16 protein-coding genes and 1 pseudogene are annotated in these 17,004 nt (G+C 72.7%); 11 read left to right on the top strand and 6 right to left on the bottom strand.

From position 1 onward, the window contains the following. Positions 1–2 precede the first annotated feature (2 nt). Together IPT68_RS33415 and IPT68_RS33410 are read right to left on the bottom strand one after the other, a co-directional pair. The gene (locus IPT68_RS33415; RefSeq protein ID WP_189699382.1) at positions 3–2,345 is read right to left on the bottom strand and encodes a glycoside hydrolase family 65 protein; all 2,343 of its coding nucleotides are present in this window, start codon (positions 2,343–2,345) and stop codon (positions 3–5) included. Next, positions 2,342–3,082, bottom strand: a complete 741-nt coding sequence (locus IPT68_RS33410) for an HAD family hydrolase (protein ID WP_189699383.1) — start codon at positions 3,080–3,082, stop codon at positions 2,342–2,344. Before IPT68_RS33410 ends, IPT68_RS33415 begins: the two co-directional genes overlap by 4 nt. A 139-nt stretch (positions 3,083–3,221) precedes the next feature. Here IPT68_RS33410 and IPT68_RS33405 point away from each other — a divergent pair, with 139 nt between their 5' ends. From IPT68_RS33405 to IPT68_RS33385, 6 genes and pseudogenes are all read left to right on the top strand, one after another. Then, the gene (locus IPT68_RS33405) at positions 3,222–3,854 is read left to right on the top strand and encodes a nucleoside/nucleotide kinase family protein (RefSeq protein WP_189699384.1); all 633 of its coding nucleotides are present in this window, start codon (positions 3,222–3,224) and stop codon (positions 3,852–3,854) included. A gap of 64 nt (positions 3,855–3,918) precedes the next feature. Beyond that, positions 3,919–4,715, top strand: a pseudogene (locus IPT68_RS35155) (IS701 family transposase); the annotation flags it as partial. A gap of 113 nt (positions 4,716–4,828) precedes the next feature. Beyond that, positions 4,829–5,182, top strand: coding sequence for a transposase (locus IPT68_RS34515; RefSeq protein ID WP_228040086.1), 354 nt, complete (start codon positions 4,829–4,831; stop codon positions 5,180–5,182). Positions 5,183–5,658: 476 nt separating this feature from the next. Next, positions 5,659–6,582, top strand: a complete 924-nt coding sequence (locus tag IPT68_RS33395; protein WP_189699993.1) for a MurR/RpiR family transcriptional regulator — start codon at positions 5,659–5,661, stop codon at positions 6,580–6,582. A 310-nt stretch (positions 6,583–6,892) separates the two neighbouring features. Then, positions 6,893–7,273 (top strand): hypothetical protein, encoded by a 381-nt coding sequence (locus IPT68_RS33390; RefSeq protein ID WP_189699994.1) that lies wholly within the window; start codon positions 6,893–6,895, stop codon positions 7,271–7,273. 181 nt (positions 7,274–7,454) lie between these two features. Continuing rightward, entirely contained in the window at positions 7,455–9,854 is a 2,400-nt protein-coding gene (locus IPT68_RS33385) for a SpoIIE family protein phosphatase (RefSeq protein ID WP_373300668.1), read from the top strand. A 91-nt stretch (positions 9,855–9,945) separates the two neighbouring features. Here IPT68_RS33385 and IPT68_RS33380 read toward each other — a convergent pair whose 3' ends face one another. Continuing rightward, complete coding sequence (locus IPT68_RS33380) at positions 9,946–10,269, bottom strand: helix-turn-helix domain-containing protein (protein WP_189699995.1); 324 nt, start codon at positions 10,267–10,269, stop codon at positions 9,946–9,948. A gap of 131 nt (positions 10,270–10,400) precedes the next feature. Here IPT68_RS33380 and IPT68_RS33375 point away from each other — a divergent pair, with 131 nt between their 5' ends. The 3 genes from IPT68_RS33375 to IPT68_RS33365 all read left to right on the top strand — a co-directional run bounded on the left by IPT68_RS33375 (position 10,401) and on the right by IPT68_RS33365 (position 12,459). Beyond that, positions 10,401–11,102 (top strand): STAS domain-containing protein, encoded by a 702-nt coding sequence (locus IPT68_RS33375; protein ID WP_189699996.1) that lies wholly within the window; start codon positions 10,401–10,403, stop codon positions 11,100–11,102. Positions 11,103–11,180: 78 nt separating this feature from the next. Further along, entirely contained in the window at positions 11,181–11,849 is a 669-nt protein-coding gene (locus IPT68_RS33370) for a TetR family transcriptional regulator (RefSeq protein ID WP_189700169.1), read from the top strand. Between the two features lie 196 nt (positions 11,850–12,045). Further along, positions 12,046–12,459, top strand: a complete 414-nt coding sequence (locus tag IPT68_RS33365; RefSeq protein ID WP_189699997.1) for a Zn-ribbon domain-containing OB-fold protein — start codon at positions 12,046–12,048, stop codon at positions 12,457–12,459. Positions 12,460–12,496: 37 nt separating this feature from the next. On the opposite strand, the gene IPT68_RS33360 is transcribed toward IPT68_RS33365, so the two are convergent. Next, positions 12,497–12,883 carry a PPOX class F420-dependent oxidoreductase gene (locus IPT68_RS33360; RefSeq protein WP_189699998.1) on the bottom strand — a complete coding sequence of 129 codons (387 nt, stop codon included), beginning with the start codon at positions 12,881–12,883 and terminating at the stop codon, positions 12,497–12,499. Positions 12,884–12,908: 25 nt separating this feature from the next. Next, a complete protein-coding gene (locus tag IPT68_RS33355; RefSeq protein WP_189699999.1) occupies positions 12,909–14,087 on the bottom strand; it encodes a MalY/PatB family protein in 1,179 nt (392 codons plus the stop codon). 170 nt (positions 14,088–14,257) lie between these two features. On the opposite strand from IPT68_RS33355, the gene IPT68_RS33350 reads away from it, so the two are divergent. Further along, positions 14,258–15,088 carry an SAM-dependent methyltransferase gene (locus IPT68_RS33350; RefSeq protein WP_189700000.1) on the top strand — a complete coding sequence of 277 codons (831 nt, stop codon included), beginning with the start codon at positions 14,258–14,260 and terminating at the stop codon, positions 15,086–15,088. A gap of 120 nt (positions 15,089–15,208) precedes the next feature. Next, complete coding sequence (locus IPT68_RS33345) at positions 15,209–16,564, top strand: S1 family peptidase (RefSeq protein WP_189700001.1); 1,356 nt, start codon at positions 15,209–15,211, stop codon at positions 16,562–16,564. Between the two features lie 48 nt (positions 16,565–16,612). On the opposite strand, the gene IPT68_RS33340 is transcribed toward IPT68_RS33345, so the two are convergent. Next, on the bottom strand, positions 16,613–16,798 hold the full coding sequence (locus tag IPT68_RS33340) for a hypothetical protein (RefSeq protein WP_189700170.1): 186 nt from the start codon (positions 16,796–16,798) through the stop codon (positions 16,613–16,615). Positions 16,799–17,004: the final 206 nt, after the last annotated feature.

The following is a 17,004-nucleotide window of genomic DNA, read 5'->3' as shown; positions in this document are numbered from 1 at the left end:
GTTCAGCGGGCGTTCGGTGTGCGGTGCGGGGGCTGTTCGGGGGTCGGGCGGACTGGCGCCGGGGGGACCGTGCGGACGGCGGGGCTGTCCGTGCCGACGCTCAGGGACTCGCCGTGGTGGCCGATCCTCAGGGGTGGGCCGGACAGCAGGGTGTACGTGGCCTTGTCGGGGGTGATCTCCACGCGCAGGCGGCGGTCGAGGAGCTGGATGGTGAAGGCGAGCCGGCTGAACCGTTCGGGCAGCCGGGGTGCGAAGCCGAGCGTGTCGCCGTCGCGCCGCATACCGCCGAAACCGGCGACCAGCGCCGTCCACGTACCGGCCAGCGACGCGATGTGCAGCCCGTCGCGGGTGTTCTGCTCCAGGTCGGCCAGGTCCATCAGGGCCGCCTCGACGGTGTAGTCGTAGGCGAGGCCGAGGTGGCCGGCCTGGGCGGCGATCACGGCCTGCACGCAGGCGGAGAGCGAGGAGTCCCGGACCGTGAGCGGCTCGTAGTAGGCGAAGTTGCGGGCGATCTGCTCGTCGTCGAAGTGGCTGCCGCAGGTGTACAGCGCCAGGACCAGGTCCGCCTGCTTGACGACCTGCTTGCGGTACAGGTCGAAGTACGGGAAGTGCAGCATCAGCGGGAAGCGGTCGGGGCCGGTCGCCGCGAAGTCCCAGCGCTGGTAACGGGTGAAGCCCGCGTGCTGCTCGTGCACGCCGAGGTCGTCGTTGTACGGGATGTTCATCGCGCCGGCGGCGTCGCGCCAGGCGGCGCTCTCCTCGTCGTCCACGTCCATCCGCGCGGCCTGTTCCGGGTGGCGTTCGACCACGTCGGCGGCGGCCAGCAGGTTCGCCCGGGCCATCAGGTTGGTGTACGTGTTGTCGTCGGCGATCGCGCTGTACTCGTCCGGGCCGGTGACCCCGTCGATGTGGAAGGCGCCGCGGTGGTCGTGGTGACCGAGGGAGCGCCACAACCGGGCGGTCTCCACCAGCAGTTCCACGCCCGTGTCCCGTTCGAAGTCGCGGTCGCCGGTCGCCGCGACGTAGCGGACCACGGCATCGGCTATGTCGGCGTTGACGTGGAAGGCGGCGGTCCCGGCGGGCCAGTACGCCGAGCCCTCGGAGCCGTCGATCGTGCGCCAGGGGAACGCGGCGCCGCGCAGCCCGAGTTGGGCGGCGCGTTCCCGGGCGGCGGGCAGCGTGTTCTGCCGCCAGCGCAGCGCCTCGGCGACCGCGTCGGGCGAGGTGTAGGTCAGCAGGGGCAGTACGAAGGTCTCGCTGTCCCAGAAGGCGTGGCCGTCGTAGCCGGAGCCGGTCAGGCCCTTCGCCGGGATCGCCCGCCCCTCCGCGCGGGCGCCGGCCTGCAGGACGTGGAAGAGGGCGAAGCGGACCGCCTGCTGGATCTCCTCGTCGCCGTCGACCTCGACGTCGGCCCGCCCCCAGAATTCGTCCAGACAGGCGCGCTGTTCGTCGAGCAGCCCCTGCCAGCCGCTGTGCGCGGCCGCCGCCAGCGCCGCCTCGACCTGGTCGCTCATCGCGGGCCGGGAGCGGGCGCCGGACCAGCCGTGCGCGACCAGCTTCTCCAACCGCAGCCGCTGTCCGGGGTCGAGCACGGAGGTGACGGTCAGGCGGGACACGTCCACGTTGCTCTCGCTGTGGGTGGTCGTGCGCTCGGGGCCGGAGACGACGTGGTCGGCGGCCACGGCGACGCGCAGGCCGCTGCGCCGGGTGCGGTGCACCAGACGCAGGCGCAGGCCGTCGGCGAAGTCCTCCTCCGGCTCCAGCGGCGACTTCAGCGCCCGGGCGGCTCGCGGGTCGCCGTTCGGCTCGGGCAGGCTCTCGTTGGCGACCAGCTCCGACTGGATCACCACCCGCGTGCGGCTGTCCACGGGCTCCACCTCGTACGCCACGGCGGCGATCGCCCGCTGCGTGAGCGACACCAGCCGCGTCGAGCGCACCCGCACCGTCCTCCCGGCCGGCGAGGTCCACTCGCAGACCCGCTCCAGGACGCCCCGGCGCAGGTCCAGCGTGCGCTCGTGCGCGACGAGCCGCCCGTAGCGCAGGTCGAACGGCTCGTCGTCGACCAGGAGCCGGACCACCTTGCCGTTGGTGACGTTGATGACCGTCTGACCGGACTCCGGATAGCCGTACCCGGCCTCGGCGTACGGCAGCGGATGCAGCTCGTGCACCCCGTTGAGGTACGAGCCGGGCAGGCCGTGCGGCTCGCCCTCGTCGAGGTTGCCGCGCCAGCCGACGTGGCCGTTGGACAGCGCGAACACGGACTCGCTCTGTGCCAGCACGTCGAGCCTGAGGTCCGTCTCCCGCACCGTCCACGGCTCGACGGCGTACGCCCCCTGTGTGATCACTCCTTGCCCCCCAGTTCGGCGAGATCCTGTACGACCCGGTCCGCGCCGTGCGCGTACAGGGCGTCGGCCTGTCCGGCGCGGTCGACGCCCACGACATGACCGAAGCTGCCCGCACGCCCCGCGTCCATGCCGGCCAGCGCGTCCTCGAACACGGCCGCGTGACGGGCCTCGACGCCGAGGTCGCGGGCGGCGGCCAGGAAGGTGTCCGGATGGGGCTTCCCCGGCAGCTCGCGCTCCGCCGCGACGACGCCGTCGATGCGCACGTCGAACAGGTCCTCGGCGCCGATCGACCGCAGCACGTCGCGGCAGTTGGCGCTGGAGGAGACGATCGCGGTGCGCAGGCCCCGGGCGCGGACCGCCTCGATGTAGCGCAGGGTGCTGTCGTAGGCCTGGACGCCGCCGGTGCGGATCTTCTCCAGGAGGAGGTCGTTCTTGCGGTTGCCGACGCCGTGCACGGTCGGGGCGTCGGGCGGGTCGTCGGGAGTGCCTTCGGGCAGGTGGATACCGCGGGAGGCGAGGAAGGTGCGCACGCCGTCCGCGCGGGGGCGGCCGTCGACGTACTCGTCGTAGTCGGCGCCGGCGTCGAACGGCCGGAAGTTCTCGCCCTCGCGCTCGCGCAGGAAGGCGTCGAAGGTCTCCTTCCAGGCGGCGGCGTGGACCACGGCCGTCTTGGTGACGACCCCGTCGAGGTCGAAGAGGCAGGCCAGGATTTCTTCGGGAAGACCGAGCTCCGTCATGAAGGACCGGTTCCCCGCACGACGCGGTCCAGTGGGTGGCCTGTGGGTGGCGCGGGCCACACGGATCGATTCGGGCCGTGGGGTGGTCTCTTCCGCAGCCGCACCTGCTCGCCCGCCACCCGGATGACACACTCGCTGTGTGCCGGTGACCTTCGACGACCTCCTCGCCCGCGCCCGCGCCCTGGCGGCGGACGGCCGCCGCGCCCTCCTCGGTGTCGCCGGCGGTCCCGGCTCGGGCAAGACCACCCTCGCCGAACGCCTGGTCCGGGAGCTGAACGGCACCGGCCGGCCGTGGGTCGCGCACGTCCCGATGGACGGTTTCCACCTCGCCGACGTCGAACTCGACCGGCTCGGCCGCCGTGACCGCAAGGGAGCGCCCGACACCTTCGACGCGGCCGGATACGCGGCTTTGCTGCGGCGGCTGCGCGAGGACGGCGAGGACGTGGTGTACGCGCCCGGCTTCGAGCGTGTCCTGGAGCAGCCGATCGCGGGCGCGATCCCCGTCCCGCCGACCGCCCGGCTCGTCGTGACCGAGGGCAACTACCTGCTCCTCGACACGGGTGCGTGGGCACGGGTCCGGCCCGCGCTGGACGAGGTGTGGTTCTGCGAGCTGCCCGAGCCGGAGCGGATCCGCCGTCTCGTCGCCCGGCACGAGGAGTTCGGCAAGGGCCACGAGGAGGCGGTGGCGTGGGTGCTGGGCACGGACCAGCGCAACGCCGAGACGGTCGGGGCCACCCGGGACCGGGCGGACCTGGTCGTGACCATCGACTAGTAGTGCTTGGTCAGATTTAGATGTGCTGAGCGTGTCTTTTGGTTCGGTAGGTCGTTGAGGGCGTGTGACTCCAGACGAGATAGCTGCGGTGCGTGGTGAGTTGGAGGCGTTCGCAGCGGAGGTGTTCGAGCCGTTCGCGCGCAACGACCAGCGCCGGTGGGGCCAGGTCTACCTGCGCGGACTGCTGACCGACGGCAAACGCAAGTCGGTCGAGCCGATGGCTGCCCGCCTCGGGGAGGACGGGAACCGGCAGGCCCTGGCCCACTTCATCACCACCAGCCCGTGGGATCCGGCCCATATCCGGGCCCGTCTGGCCTGGAGGATGGAGACGGAGATCCGGCCGACCGTGCTGGTCTTCGACGACACCGGCTTCCTGAAGGACGGCAGTGCCTCGGCGTGCGTGTCGCGGCAGTACACCGGCACCGCGGGCAAGGTCACCAACTGCCAGGTGGGGGTCTCGCTGCACCTGGCCTCCGACCATGCCTCGGCTGCGGTCAACTGGCGGCTGTTTTGCCGCAGACCTGGGATCCCGCAGCGCCGAAGGCGGATGCGGACAAGGTCGCCCGCCGCCGGTCCTGCGGCATCCCCGACGACGTCGGCCATGTGGAGAAGTGGCAGCTGGCTCTGGACATGGCTGACGAGACCCGTTCCTGGGGGATCGAGGTGCCGCTGGCCATCGCGGACGCCGGATACGGCGACGCCGCGGCCTTCCGGCTCGGCCTGAACGCCCGCGGCATGCATTACATGGTCGGGATCTCCACCACGCTGTCGGCTCATCCCGGCGACGCGGTGCCGGTGTGCGAGCCGTACTCCGGGACGGGACGGCCGCCGGTGCCGAAGTACCCGGACAAGCCGCGGTCGGTGAAAGAGCTGGTCATCGCGGCCGGCCGGAAGACCGCACGGCCCGTCCAGTGGCGTGAGGCTCCCGGCCCGGCACCGGCCGCTCCGGCTTCAAGCGCATGTACTCCCGGTTCGTGGCCTTGCGCATCCGGCCTGCCGGGCGCGAGATCCGGCAGGCCGCCGACGGCCCGGAACTGCCCGAGTGCTGGCTGCTGGCCGAATGGCCCGCCGGGGAGAGCGAGCCGGTCCAGTTCTGGCTGTCCGACCTGCCCGCCGACACCCCGCTGACCACCCTGGTCCGGCTTGCCAAGCTTCGCCGGCGCATCGAGCACGACTACCGCGAGATGAAGCAGGCCCTGGGCCTGGCCCACTTCGAGGGCCGCACCTGGAACGGCTGGCACCACCACGTCACCCTCGTCTCCGTCGCCCACGCCTTCTGCACCCTGCAACGACTGGCACGAGCCCCAAAAGACGCGGCGTCGGCCTGAGCCTCTACCAGGTCGTCCGCGAGCTGCAGACCCTCCTCGCTCTCTGGACCGGCGCCTGCCCCACCTGCCACCGCGACATACCAACCCCGATACGAACCTGACCAAGCACTACTAGTGCCGCGGCGGGCAACGCTTGCCCGGCAAGGAGCGGCGTCCGGTGCGGCAAGGGGGCGTGCCGGGCGTCGCGACGGGGTGAGCGTTGCCTGTCGCGGCACCAGCGCGGCTGAAGCGTCAGCTCCGGTTCGCCGTGGGCGTCGCCCGCCGCGTCGCCGATCACGGCCGCCAACCATTACCGCCGGAGCACCCACCCCCGACCGAGTCCCGTCCGGACAGCACCCGGCCCCACCCCGGCCGACCCCCGCGGGCAGGGCCCTCCCACGTCCCGGCCGCCCCGCCCCCGCGCCGGGCGTGCGCCCCTGATCGACACGGTGCGTGAGCTATGTTGAAGCTCCCTGGGAAGCAAAGGAGGCGCACCGGTGCCATCGCCGCAGCAGGCACGCGCACAGGCATCCGCGATCACCTCGGGAAAGACCGCACCGGAAGTGGAGGCCGCCCCGACTTCCCAGCTCAGGGCGCTGTTCGACCGGCCCCGACTGTCGCCGGGACAACGGCGCATCGCCCAGTACCTGATCGAGCACATCACCGAGGCGGCGTTCCTGTCGATCACCGAGCTCGCCGACCGCGTCGGGGTCAGCCAGCCGTCGGTGACGCGTTTCGCCGGGGCGGTCGGCTTCAGCGGTTACCCGGCGCTGCGCGAGAAGCTCCAGGCCATCGCCCTCGGCACCCTGGCCGGCGGTCCCGCGACCGCCGAGGAGGACCGCGGCAACGAACTCCAGGCGGCGGTCGACGCCGAGATCGACAACCTGGAGAACCTGCGCCGCGACTTCGCCGACCCCGACCAGGTCATCGACGTCGGCCGCCGGCTGTCGGAGTCGACCCCGCTGACCGTGCTGGGCCTGCGCATCTCCGCCTCGCTCGCGGAGTACTTCGCGTACGCCGCGCGCCGTATCCACCCGGACGTACGGCTGGTGACGCGGGGTGGCAGCGTCGCCTACGACGCGCTGTTGCAGTCCCGCGAGGCCGGCGGCACGTGGGTGCTGGCGTTCTCGCTGCCCCGGCACGCCCAGGAGACCCTCTCCGCGGTGCGCCTCGCGCGCGGCGCCGGCCTGCGCGTCGCCCTCGTCACCGACCTGGCGCTCGGACCGGTCGCCGACGAGGCCGACGTCACCTTCGCCACCGGCACGGGCTCCCGGCTGGTCTTCGACTCCTATGCCGCGCCCGGCGTGATGGCGGCCGCGTTGCTCCAGGCCATGACGGACGCCGACCCCGAACGCACCCAGGCCCGGCTGGAGGCGTACGAGCAGATCTCGGACCAGCACCAGTTCTTCCTGCGGGACTGATCCCACCCCTTACCTCAACCGCTGCACGAAGGGTCCTTTCCTTTCACAGCAGGCATGAATGTTTTCATACGCCTTGCAAAGCGATCGGCATATATAAATACTGCTCGCGGATCCTCACCCGCCCGAGGAGAACCGACCGTCCGCTCACACACAGGCCGGCTCTCCAGGGCGCCCGCACGAACACCCGAAGCCGATGTCCCCTACCCGCATCGGTGCCCGGGGTGTTCGGTGGGGGCGGCCCCGGCCATCCCCTAGGCCGGGGCCGCCCCACCCCCGCGGACCACCTCCGCACCGCAGCACACCGGAAGCGATGATCATGCCCCTGACGTCCACGCGCACCAGCCCGGACTGGCCGTGCCAGGTCAAGACCCCCGGCAGCTACGACTGGGAGCGCTCGGCGGCCAAGTGGCTGCGCGAGCTGGTACCGGCGCGGTACGCCGACTATCCCACGCTGATCCGCCACCCCGTGCTGCTCGCCCGGCACGCGCAGATCCAGGTGCAGCAGGAGATCCGGGTCGCCCGCACCGCCCTGCAGACCGCCCGCGCCGACCTGCCGCGGCTCGGCATGCCGGAGTCGGTCATCGAGCACACCATCAAGCTGTACGCCGCCGAGGTGCTGCAACTCCAGCACATCGCGCGCAGCGTCCGTGCGGTGACCGACGCGCTGGTGGAGCACAACCTCGGCCGCTGAGGCAGTGGTTCGCACGCGTCGCCGCCGCACGCCGGAACCCGGGCCGGCGACGGGCGCCGCACCGCCCGTGTTCCCCGGCCGGCAGCGCCGTCACCGGCCGTGGCAACGGCAGGCACTTTCGAGTGCATTCCCCGCGGAAGACCTTGCGCTGCGGTGGGGGCTCCTGTGCGATGCTCGACGCGTGACGAGCGACCCCGCGATCCCGGCGGAGAACGGAACCGGTTCCGACACGGTCACCTCTACCGGTGCCGTGACCGGGCGACGCGCCGAGCTGGCCCGGCTGCGCGACCTGGCGGCGACCTCGGCCGTCGTGGAGCGGGCAAAGGGCGCGGTCATGGCGCTCACCGGGTGCTCCGCGGAGGCGGCGCACGAGGAGCTTCTGCGCCGCGCGAAGGCCGCCGACCGCACGCTGATCGAGGAGTGCTGGATCACGCTCGGCGGCAGCGCCCCGGACCGCACCGCGTCCGCCCCGGACCTGCCCGCGTCCTCCTCCGCCGCCCCCGGCATCCCCCTCTCCGGTCCCTCCCGCGAGCCGGCCGACGACGGGTCCACCGCCCTGGGGCGGCTGGGCAGGGCGCTCGTCGGCGTGCGCACTCCGCAGGAACTCGCCGGCTGTCTGCTGGAGCATCTCGCGGACACCGTCGCCGCCGACGCCGTCCTGATCTTCGGCCGGCATCCCGCCGGCGGCCTGGAACTCCTCGGACACGGCGGCATCGACGCCCAACTGGCCGCCCAGTGGCGCCAGGTGCCCCCGGTGACCGCCATCGCCGCGTTCGACGCGCTGCGCACCGGCCGCGCACGCTGGCTGGAGGACCCCGCGGAGGACCGGAAGCGCTACCTCCTCATCGGTGACCCGCCCGAGCGCTGGCTCTCCCGTGCCTGGCTGCCAGTGGTGACCGACGACGACGCCGAGGTCGCCATCGGCGTCCTGCGCACCCGCCCGGGTCCGTTCACCGCGCCCACCCGTGAGCACCTGCGGGCGGTCGTCCGGCTGTGCGCGGGCCGGCTGCGGGCCTTCGACGCCCGGCCGGAACCCGTCACCGACGGTTCCGCCGACGCCGTACAGGCGGTGCTCGACGCCCTGCCCGGCGCGGCGATGTTCCTCACCCCGGTGCGCGCGCCCTCCGGCGAGATCGAGGACTACCGCATCGGCGCCGCCACCCCGGAGGCGATCGACGTCGTCGGGCGCACCGGCCGCGAGCTGGTCGGGCTGCGGATCCTGGAGTGCTGGCCGCCGATCGCGGACGAGACGCTGTGGCAGCGGTGCCTGGACGTCCTGGGCGCCGGAAAACCGTACGAGGCCGAGCCGTTCGCGCAAGCGGACGTGGTGGCCGGCAGCGCCGAACTGTCGACGTACACGGTGCGGGTGGCCCGGCTGAACGACGGGCTCGTCATCAGCTGGATCCGGCACGACCCGTCGGACCGGCAGGAGCAGCGGCTGGCGGACGTGCAGCGGCTGGGCAACCTCGGCTGGACCAACTGGAACCTGATCACGGACGAGGTCTCCTGCTCCGCCCAGATCTTCACCGTCCTCGACCGCGAGCCCGCGCACGGCCCGGTGCGCCTGACCGAACTGCCCGCCCTGGCCGTGCCGGAGGACGCGCCGGGCCTGACCCGCGCCATCGGATCGCTCGCGCACGAAGGGCGGCCGGTCGACGTACCGTTCCGGGTCAGGACGGCGCGCGGGGTACGCCATCTGCGGGTCGTCGCCGAGGCGGTGGCCGACCTGCACGGCACGCCCGTCGAGGTGCACGGCTTCGTCCAGGACCTCACGGCCCAGCGCAACGCCGAACTCGCGCTGGTGGCGAGCGAACGGGCGGTCCTCACCCAGCACGGGGCGCTCCAGGCCGAGCGGGCGCTGGCCGCCCGGCTCCAGCACGCGCTGCTGCCGCTGCCGGACAAGCCCCTGCGCCTGGCCGGGCTGCGGGTGGAGGTGGCGTACCTGCCCGCGCAGTCGGGGATCCACGTGGGCGGCGACTGGTACAGCGCCATCGAACTGCCGGACGGCAGCGCGCTGTTCGTGGTCGGCGACGTGGCCGGTCACGGTATCGACGCGGTCGCCACGATGGCCCAGCTCCGGTTCACCGCCAAGGGCATGGTCATCACGGGCTCCTCACTGACCGGCGCCCTCGCCCGGCTCAACACGCTGCTGCTGCACTCCCGCGACCCGCACGGCACGGCGACCATGGTGCTGGCCCACTACTGGCCGGACGAGCGACGACTGGTCTGGGCGCAGGCCGGTCACCCCCCGCCGCTGCTGCTGCGTGACGGTGGGGTACGGCAGCTCGGCAGGCCCCGCGGCATGCTGCTCGGCGCGAGCAACACGCCGGTCTTCGAGGAGCTGGAGTTCCGTCTGGAGCCCGGCGACCGGCTGTTGCTGTACACGGACGGGCTGGTGGAGCGCCCCTCGGAGGGCATCGACCACGGCATCGAGCGGGTCGCGCGGGGACTCCTCGCCCGTCACACCGACGAGCCGGGCTCACTCGGCCCGCTGCTCGCGGCCGTGCTCGAGGAGGAACGACGGGACGACGTCTGCGTGGTGGACGTCCGCGTCCCGGAAGATCTGACGGGCACGGTGTAGCAGCGCGCGGCGCGTGCGGTCGCGTGCCGCGTCGGCGTCTCGCGTCCCGAGGCCTCGCCGACCTCAGGCCTCGCCGACCGGTGCCCCGCTGTCACGCGGGCTCCCGGCCGCGGTCCGCCTCGTCCCTGACGAGCAGCGCGAGCAGCGCGGCCACGGTCAGCCCCGCCTCCGCCGGGTGCCGTAGCACCTTGGCGGGCTGGATGCGGTACGTGTTGCCCCGCCCCTCACGCCGGTGGGAGAGGTAACCGGCCTCCTCCAGGTCGACGATGATCTTCTGCACGGCCCGCTCCGTGAGTCGGCAGTGTGCCGCGATGTCTCGTACGCGGGCATGGTGGTCATCGGCGATGGCGGCCAGCACCCGGGCGTGGTTGGTGAGAAAGGTCCATCCGGTATGCGGCTCAGGCACTTCACCCATGGGCCCATCATAGGACCCAGGTTTCCTGCATTCAAAAACGCGAACTATATTTCGTGCATCTCTTGACGTATCCGAGCGCGAAGGTGACTCTGATGGAGACGGCAGGCAGGAGTTGCGAAGGAGTGTCGGCCATGCCGGAGTCTGCGTACTCCACGCAGCCCGATCCCCCCGTGGCAGTGCGCCCGCGCGCGCTGTCGGTCACCGCACGGCCCGACGGCACACGCTCCGCCGTCGCCGTGGGCGGCGACGTGGACCTGCAGGCGGCCGACGAGTTCCGTGCCGCGCTGCGCCACGCGCTGGACTCCGCGGGCGGGGGCATCGACCTCGACATGCGCGACGTCACCTTCTGCGACTGCTCTGCCCTGAACGTGCTGCTCGCCCTGCGCGAGCAGGCCCTGTCGGAGGACAAGACGGTGACGATCCAGGCCCTCGGTCCGGCAACCGAACGGCTCCTCGACCTCACCCGCACCCGGGCGCTGTTCACCGCCGCAGCGGAGACCGCCGACGGCACGGACCAGGAAGTCGACATGGAGGTCGTACAGCTGCGCCGGGCCATGCGGACGCGCCCGACCATCGACCTGGCCCGCGGGGTGCTGATGGCCACGTTCGCGCTGAGTCCCCAGGACGCGTGGCACGTGCTGGTGATGGTGTCGCAGCACACCAACACCAAGCTCCACCGTCTCGCCCAGGACCTGGTGACCGCCGTCCGGGGAGAGCCGCTGCCGGACCCGGTGCAGCGCGAAGTGGCGGCCGCGGTGGCCCGGCTGTCCGAGTCGGACGGGCAGGAAGCACCGGACGACGGGGACGCCTGGCGTGGTCATGAGGGGCACTGAGTTCCCTCCAGGCGCAGCACTGAGTGCCATCGGGGCTGTTCAGGTGTTACGTTCCGTCCCATGAGCGAGAGACCGCCCATGCGGGAGGCCCTGGTCGCGGCGGCGTTCCAGCTGTTCCTGGAGCGGGGCTACGAACAGACCACCGTGGACGACATCGTGACCCTCGCGGGAGTCGGGCGGCGGTCGTTCTTCCGCTACTTCCCGTCCAAGGAGGACGTCGTCTTCCCCGACCACGAGCGGTGCCTGGCCGACATGACGGCCTTCCTGTCGGCCGGCGAGCAGGACGAGGAGCCGGTCGGGCGGGTCTGTGACGCGGCCCGGCTGGTGCTGCGGATGTACGCGGAGAACCCGGCCTTCTCCGTCCAGCGCTACCGGCTCACCAAGCAGGTGCCCGGCCTTCGCGCGTACGAGCTCTCGGTGGTGTGGCGCTACGAGCGTGCCCTCGCCGCGTATCTGCGCGGGCGCTTCGCGGGCGGGCGCGACGGCATCCTGCGGGCGGACGTCATCGCGGCCGCCGTGGTCGCGGCGCACAACAACGCGCTGCGGTGGTGGCTGCGTTCGGACGGCAGGGGCGACGCGACCGCGGCGGTGGACCACGCCCTGGGTGTGGTGCAGGCCGCCTTCGGGGACGGGCCGGCTCCCCCTGCGGACGAGCGGCCCGAGGACGTGGTGGTCGTCGTCTCACGGCGCGGGGCCCCGCTGTGGCGGGTGGTGCAGGAGATCGAGACCACCCTCGGGCGGGACTGAACCCCGGCCGGGACCGAACCTCGAGGGCCGTGTCTCGGGTGGGCCGGATCTCCGGAATCCAGGGTACGGAGTGCCTTTACGAGTGGCACTGAGTGCCATACGCTGTGGTCGTGCACGGTGGCACGGTGAGCCGCGCACAGGCGTGCGCGCCCCGCGCGCGCGTGGATATCCGGCCGAGCGCAGGGAGTTGACCAGCGTGTACCACCACTCAGGAAGCGTCGCTCAGCAGGCATCCGGCTCCACCGCTGGCGTCCTGGACCACCGGGCCTCGGGTCAGGAGGCCATGCTCTTCCAGCGCTGCACCTGGTGCGGCACCGCCATGTACCACCGGCTGCTGTGCCCGGTCTGCCAGGGCAGCGACCTGCGCACGGAGCGCAGCGAGGGCACCGGCACGGTCCGCCACTCGACGGTGGTGCACCGCAACACCCCCGCGGCGCGCAACGTGTCGCTGATCGAGATGGCCGAGGGGTTCGTGGTGCGGGGCCGCGTGATGGGCCCGCCGGTCGGCATCCACAGCGGCGACCGGGTGCGGCTGTCCACCGCCAAGGACCCGGTGCGGGGCGAGCCGGTGTTCCAGCTCCTCGACGAGCCGTACCGGGCCTGGACCTGACGGGCCTCGCGCTCGACCGAGCAGCCCGGCGTCCCGGTCAGTCGCCGAGGGTCACCCGGATCCCCACCGTGCCCCGCGGGCCCCGCCGCAGCCGGCTGCCGAGCAGCGTCAGGCGGCCCACGATGCCGTACTTGCGGGCGATGAGCCGCCGGTAGCGGGCCGTCGTCGCCGCGTCGGTGATCTCGGCGGTGGCCGGAACCTGCTCACCGGTCGGGTTGCCGCGCAGGTCGCACGGGCCGACGAGGACGTCGGAGCGGTTGCGGATCCGTTTGACCTTCCAGGAGTTGGCGGCCGTCCAGGCGCCGAGCGCGTCGCCGTCGGCGACCACCCACACGGGCGTCGGGACGGGGGTGCCGTCCTTGCGGTAGCTGGTGATCAGCAGGTATTTGCCGGCTCCGAGCCGGTCCCGCGACGTGGCGTCCATGGCCGGAAGTGTAGGCAGCCCGCCCTCACTCCAGCGCGGTGGCCATTCGCCGCACCGCCTCCGTGATGATCTCCGGCGAGGTGGCCAGGTTCAGCCGCACGTGCCCGGCGCCGCCGCTGCCGAAGGGGATCCCGCAGGTGAGGGCCACCCGGCCGCGGTGCAGGAAGACGTCGGCCGGGCCGTCCCCGAGGCCGAGCGGGCGGCAGTCGAGCCAGGCGAGGTAGGTGGCGTCACCAGGGCGGTAGGCGACGGCGGGCAGATGCCGGGCCAGCAGTCCGGCGAGCAGGCGCCGGTTCTCGTCGAGTCCGGCCAGCAGGGCGTCCAGCCAGGCGGTGCCGTCCCGCAGGGCGGCGGTGTGGGCGATGGCGCCGAGGTGGCTCGGGCCGTGACCGACCTCCTCGGGCAGCAGGGCGAGGTCGGCGGCGGACTCGGGGCCGGCGACGGCGAGGGCCGCCTTGACGCCGGCGAGGTTCCAGGCCTTGGAGGCCGACATCAGCGACAGCCCCCGCCCGCCGCCCGGGACGCTGAGATACGGCACGAAGTCCGTGTCGCCGACGACCAGCGGGGCGTGGATCTCGTCGGCGACGACGCGCACGCCGTACTGGTCCGCGAGGCGCGCCACCGCGGTGAGTTCCTCCGCGGTGTGCACGGTCCCGGTCGGGTTGTGCGGGCTGCACAGCAGGAACGCCGCCCGGCGCCCGCCCGCCACGGCCGCGCGGAAGCACTCCTCGAGGACGCCGAGGTCGATCCGCGAGTCCGGGCCCAGCGGGGCCTGGACCACCCGCCGGTCCATGTGCGCGACGAAGTGGAAGAAGGGCGGATACACGGGCGGGTTGACGACCACGGCGTCCCCCGGGCCGGTCACCAGCCTGAGCATCTCCACCACGCCGAGCATCACGTCGGGCACGATCGCGGTGCGCCCCACGTCGAGCCCGGTCCAGCCCCAGCGCTTCTCGGCGAAGTCGGCCAGCGCCTCGGCGTAGGCGGTCCCCGCCGGATAGCCGGTGTCGCCGAGCGCCAGCGCGTCGGTGAGGGCGCGGACGACGGGTTCGGCGAGCGGCGTGTCCATCTCGGCCACCCACAGCGGCAGCACGTCGTCGGGGTAGGTGCGCCACTTCATGCTCGTACGGCGCCGGAGCCTGTCGAGGTCCAGCGCGCGCAGCGGGTTCGGTTCACCGGACGTTCCGTGCGGGATCCTGGTCATGGCCTCACGATAGGTCGGCCGTGGGCCGGGAGCACCGCGGGCGGCGGCGCGGACGCGCACGGAAAACGCACAAGGCGCGGCAAAGATCAATTCGTCGGTCTAGATTGCGTCTTGACACCGCACGAGGCGTCTTCACGCCCCTGCACCAGGCACCCCCAGGAGCTGATTCCGTGACCGAGAACCCGCCAGCCGCGGACGGCATGGCCCAGTCGTTGCGCGAACGCATCAACACGTCCCAGCCGCACACGGCGCGGATATGGAACTACTGGCTCGGTGGCAAGGACAACTACGAGGTCGACCGGGCGGCCGGCGACCAGATCCGCCAACTGCACCCCGGCATCGGCGAGTACGCGCGAGCGGACCGCCTGTTCCTGGGCCGCGCCGTGCGGCACCTGGTCTCCGACGTCGGCATCCGTCAGTTCCTGGACATCGGCACCGGCCTGCCCACCGCCGACAACACCCACGAGGTCGCCCAGCGGACCGCTCCCGAGGCCCGCATCGTGTACGTCGACAACGACCCGCTGGTCCTCGCGCACGCCCGCGCGCTGCTCACCAGCACGTCCGAGGGCCGCACCGACTACCTCGACGAGGACCTGCGCAACGTCGACGCGATCCTCGAACACGCCGCGAAGACCCTGGACTTCACGCAGCCCGTGGCACTGATACTCCTCGGCGTCGTCATCTTCCTGCGCGACGACGAGGACCCGTACGGCGTGGTGCGCCGCCTGATGGACGCGCTGCCGCCGGGCAGCCACCTGGTGCTGTCGCACACCATCACCTCGCCGTCGATGCCGGACGTGGACGAGGCGGTGACGTTCTGGAACGAGCACGGCACCCCGAAGCTGACCCAGCGCACCCCCGAGGCCGTGACCCGTTTCTTCGACGGTCTGGAGCTGCTGGAGCCGGGTGTCGTGTCGTGCTCGCGCTGGCGGCCGGAGAACACCGACGGCGTCGACCCGGAGGAGGTCGCGATGTTCGGCGGGGTGGCCCGCAAGAACTGAGCCGATCGCCCCGGGGCTGAACACCGCCGGGCCGCGGCACGTATGGAGTGGGGGCGCTCGACGACCCGGGCGCCCCACGGCGTGCTCGCGCCGTGGGTGTTCGGGGTTCGGGAGCCGCACATGAGGCACGCACGACGACGGATCGTCCGGCGAGTGACACGGCTGGCGTCAGTCGGCGGGATCGTCCTCGGGGCGGCCATGGTCACGCAGGCCGTGGCGAGCCAACCCCCCGCCGCCTCCCCGCGGGTGCTCGCCGAGGACACCGGCGGAGATCTCGTCGAGCGGCTCGGCGCCTCCCGTACGGCGGGCAGCTGGGTCGACGACGCGGGACGCCCGGTCGTCGCCGTCACCGACGACCGGGCCGCCGCCGAGGTCCGGGGGGCCGGCGCGACGGCGAAGCTCGTGCGGCACAGCATGCGCGAACTGAAGTCCGCCGCCGAGACGCTGCGTTCGGCACCACGAGTGCCGGGCACGGCGTGGGTGGTGGACTACCGGTCGAACGAGGTGGTGGTGCGCGGGGACAGCACCGTGTCCGCCGAGGACTGGTCGGAGCTGACCGACCTCGCCGAGGGCATCGGCGGCTTCGTCCGCATGGAGCGTACCGAGGGCACCTTCACGACCCGTATCAACGGGGCCCTGCCGATCCTGTCCACCGCCGGGCGCTGCTCGGCCGGCTTCAACGTCACCGACGGGCGCAGCGACTTCATCCTCACCGCCGGGCACTGCGGGCCCAACGGCTCGGTCTGGTTCGCCGACAACCGCGCCGAGCAGCGGGTGGGCACCACGGTGGCGGGCAGCTTCCCGGGCAACGACTACTCCCTCGTGCGCTACGCCGAAGGGCGGGCGGGCGACGGGGCGGGGGTCGTGGCCATCGGCGACGGGCGGGGGGTGCGGATCACGGGCATGGGTGAGGCGTCCGTCGGGCAGCGGGTGTTCCGCAGCGGCAGCAGCAGCGGACTGCGCGACGGCGAGGTGACCGCGCTCGACGCCACGGTGAACTACCCCGAGGGCACGGTCTCCGGCCTCATCGAGACGAACGTGTGCGCCGAACCCGGCGACAGCGGCGGGCCGTTGTTCTCCGAGGGCATCGCGCTCGGGGTGACCTCGGGCGGCAGCGGGGACTGCCGGGCGGGCGGGACGACCTTCTTCCAGCCGGTGACGCAGGCGCTGTCCGCGCTCGGCGTCCAGCTGATCACGTCGGCCCCGCAGACGGGGCAGGGCGGTTCCCCGGCGCCGTCGGCGTCGGGCACCCAGAGCGCGGTCGCGCCCCCGGACGCTGCCGCGCCGGGAGCGTCGGGCCCGGTCTCGGGTGAGGTGGGCCGGGAAGTGCTGGCCAGGCTGGCGGACCCGAGGAACGTCGGGCCCGGCCTGCTGGTCGTCGGGGGCAGTCTGATCGCGCTGGTGGCCACGCGGTGGATCCGTACGGAACAGGACCGCAAGGCCTACCAGCGCCATTACTCGGCCACGTGGGGCTGACGAAGAGGTCCGGGGGCCGCAGGAGGCACCGGGCCCGTCGCGAGCGGGTCAGGCGGCCCGCGCCGGATGCGGCGCCGCGGCGGCCCATTCCATGACGAGGCGCTGGTACTCCTCGCGCTGCTCGGTGCTCAGTGTCCCGCCCGACCGGCGCCACAGCGCCCGGATCTCCTCGTTGACCTCCGCGGCCGATCGCTCGGTAGCGGCTTCAACACTGGTGGACATGCTGTGAAGCATACGGCGCCCGAGGTGAAGGCGATGTGAGCCATCAGGAACCAAACGGACATATCCGGCCGTGTCGCTGATCACGTCCATCTCACCGAACCGGTCGCGCGGTTCAGGCGTCCGCCGCTCCCGGCACCAACGTCCGGACGGCCGGCACGGCAGCACCACGGGCCCAGTCGTGGACGTCGGACATCCGGATCTCCGGCAGCGGCCGGAGG

The organism is Streptomyces chromofuscus, from assembly GCF_015160875.1.
Taxonomy (GTDB): Bacteria; Actinomycetota; Actinomycetes; order Streptomycetales; family Streptomycetaceae; genus Streptomyces; species Streptomyces chromofuscus.
Note: the sequence above shows the minus strand (reverse complement) of the source record. Positions and strands in the feature narration are given on the sequence as shown.

Bases quoted from the DNA above. Each gene is read 5' to 3' on its own strand.
- IPT68_RS33360 (WP_189699998.1), bottom strand. From the start codon at position 12,883: ATGGACGCCACGTCGCGGGACCGGCTCGGAGCCGGCAAATACCTGCTG.
- IPT68_RS33370 (WP_189700169.1), top strand. From the start codon at position 11,181: ATGCGGGAGGCCCTGGTCGCGGCGGCGTTCCAGCTGTTCCTGGAGCGG.
- IPT68_RS33410 (WP_189699383.1), bottom strand. From the start codon at position 3,082: ATGACGGAGCTCGGTCTTCCCGAAGAAATCCTGGCCTGCCTCTTCGAC.
- IPT68_RS33355 (WP_189699999.1), bottom strand. From the start codon at position 14,087: ATGACCAGGATCCCGCACGGAACGTCCGGTGAACCGAACCCGCTGCGC.
- IPT68_RS33340 (WP_189700170.1), bottom strand. From the start codon at position 16,798: ATGCTTCACAGCATGTCCACCAGTGTTGAAGCCGCTACCGAGCGATCG.
- IPT68_RS33375 (WP_189699996.1), top strand. From the start codon at position 10,401: ATGCCGGAGTCTGCGTACTCCACGCAGCCCGATCCCCCCGTGGCAGTG.
- IPT68_RS33345 (WP_189700001.1), top strand. From the start codon at position 15,209: ATGAGGCACGCACGACGACGGATCGTCCGGCGAGTGACACGGCTGGCG.
- IPT68_RS33380 (WP_189699995.1), bottom strand. From the start codon at position 10,269: ATGGGTGAAGTGCCTGAGCCGCATACCGGATGGACCTTTCTCACCAAC.
- IPT68_RS33390 (WP_189699994.1), top strand. From the start codon at position 6,893: ATGATCATGCCCCTGACGTCCACGCGCACCAGCCCGGACTGGCCGTGC.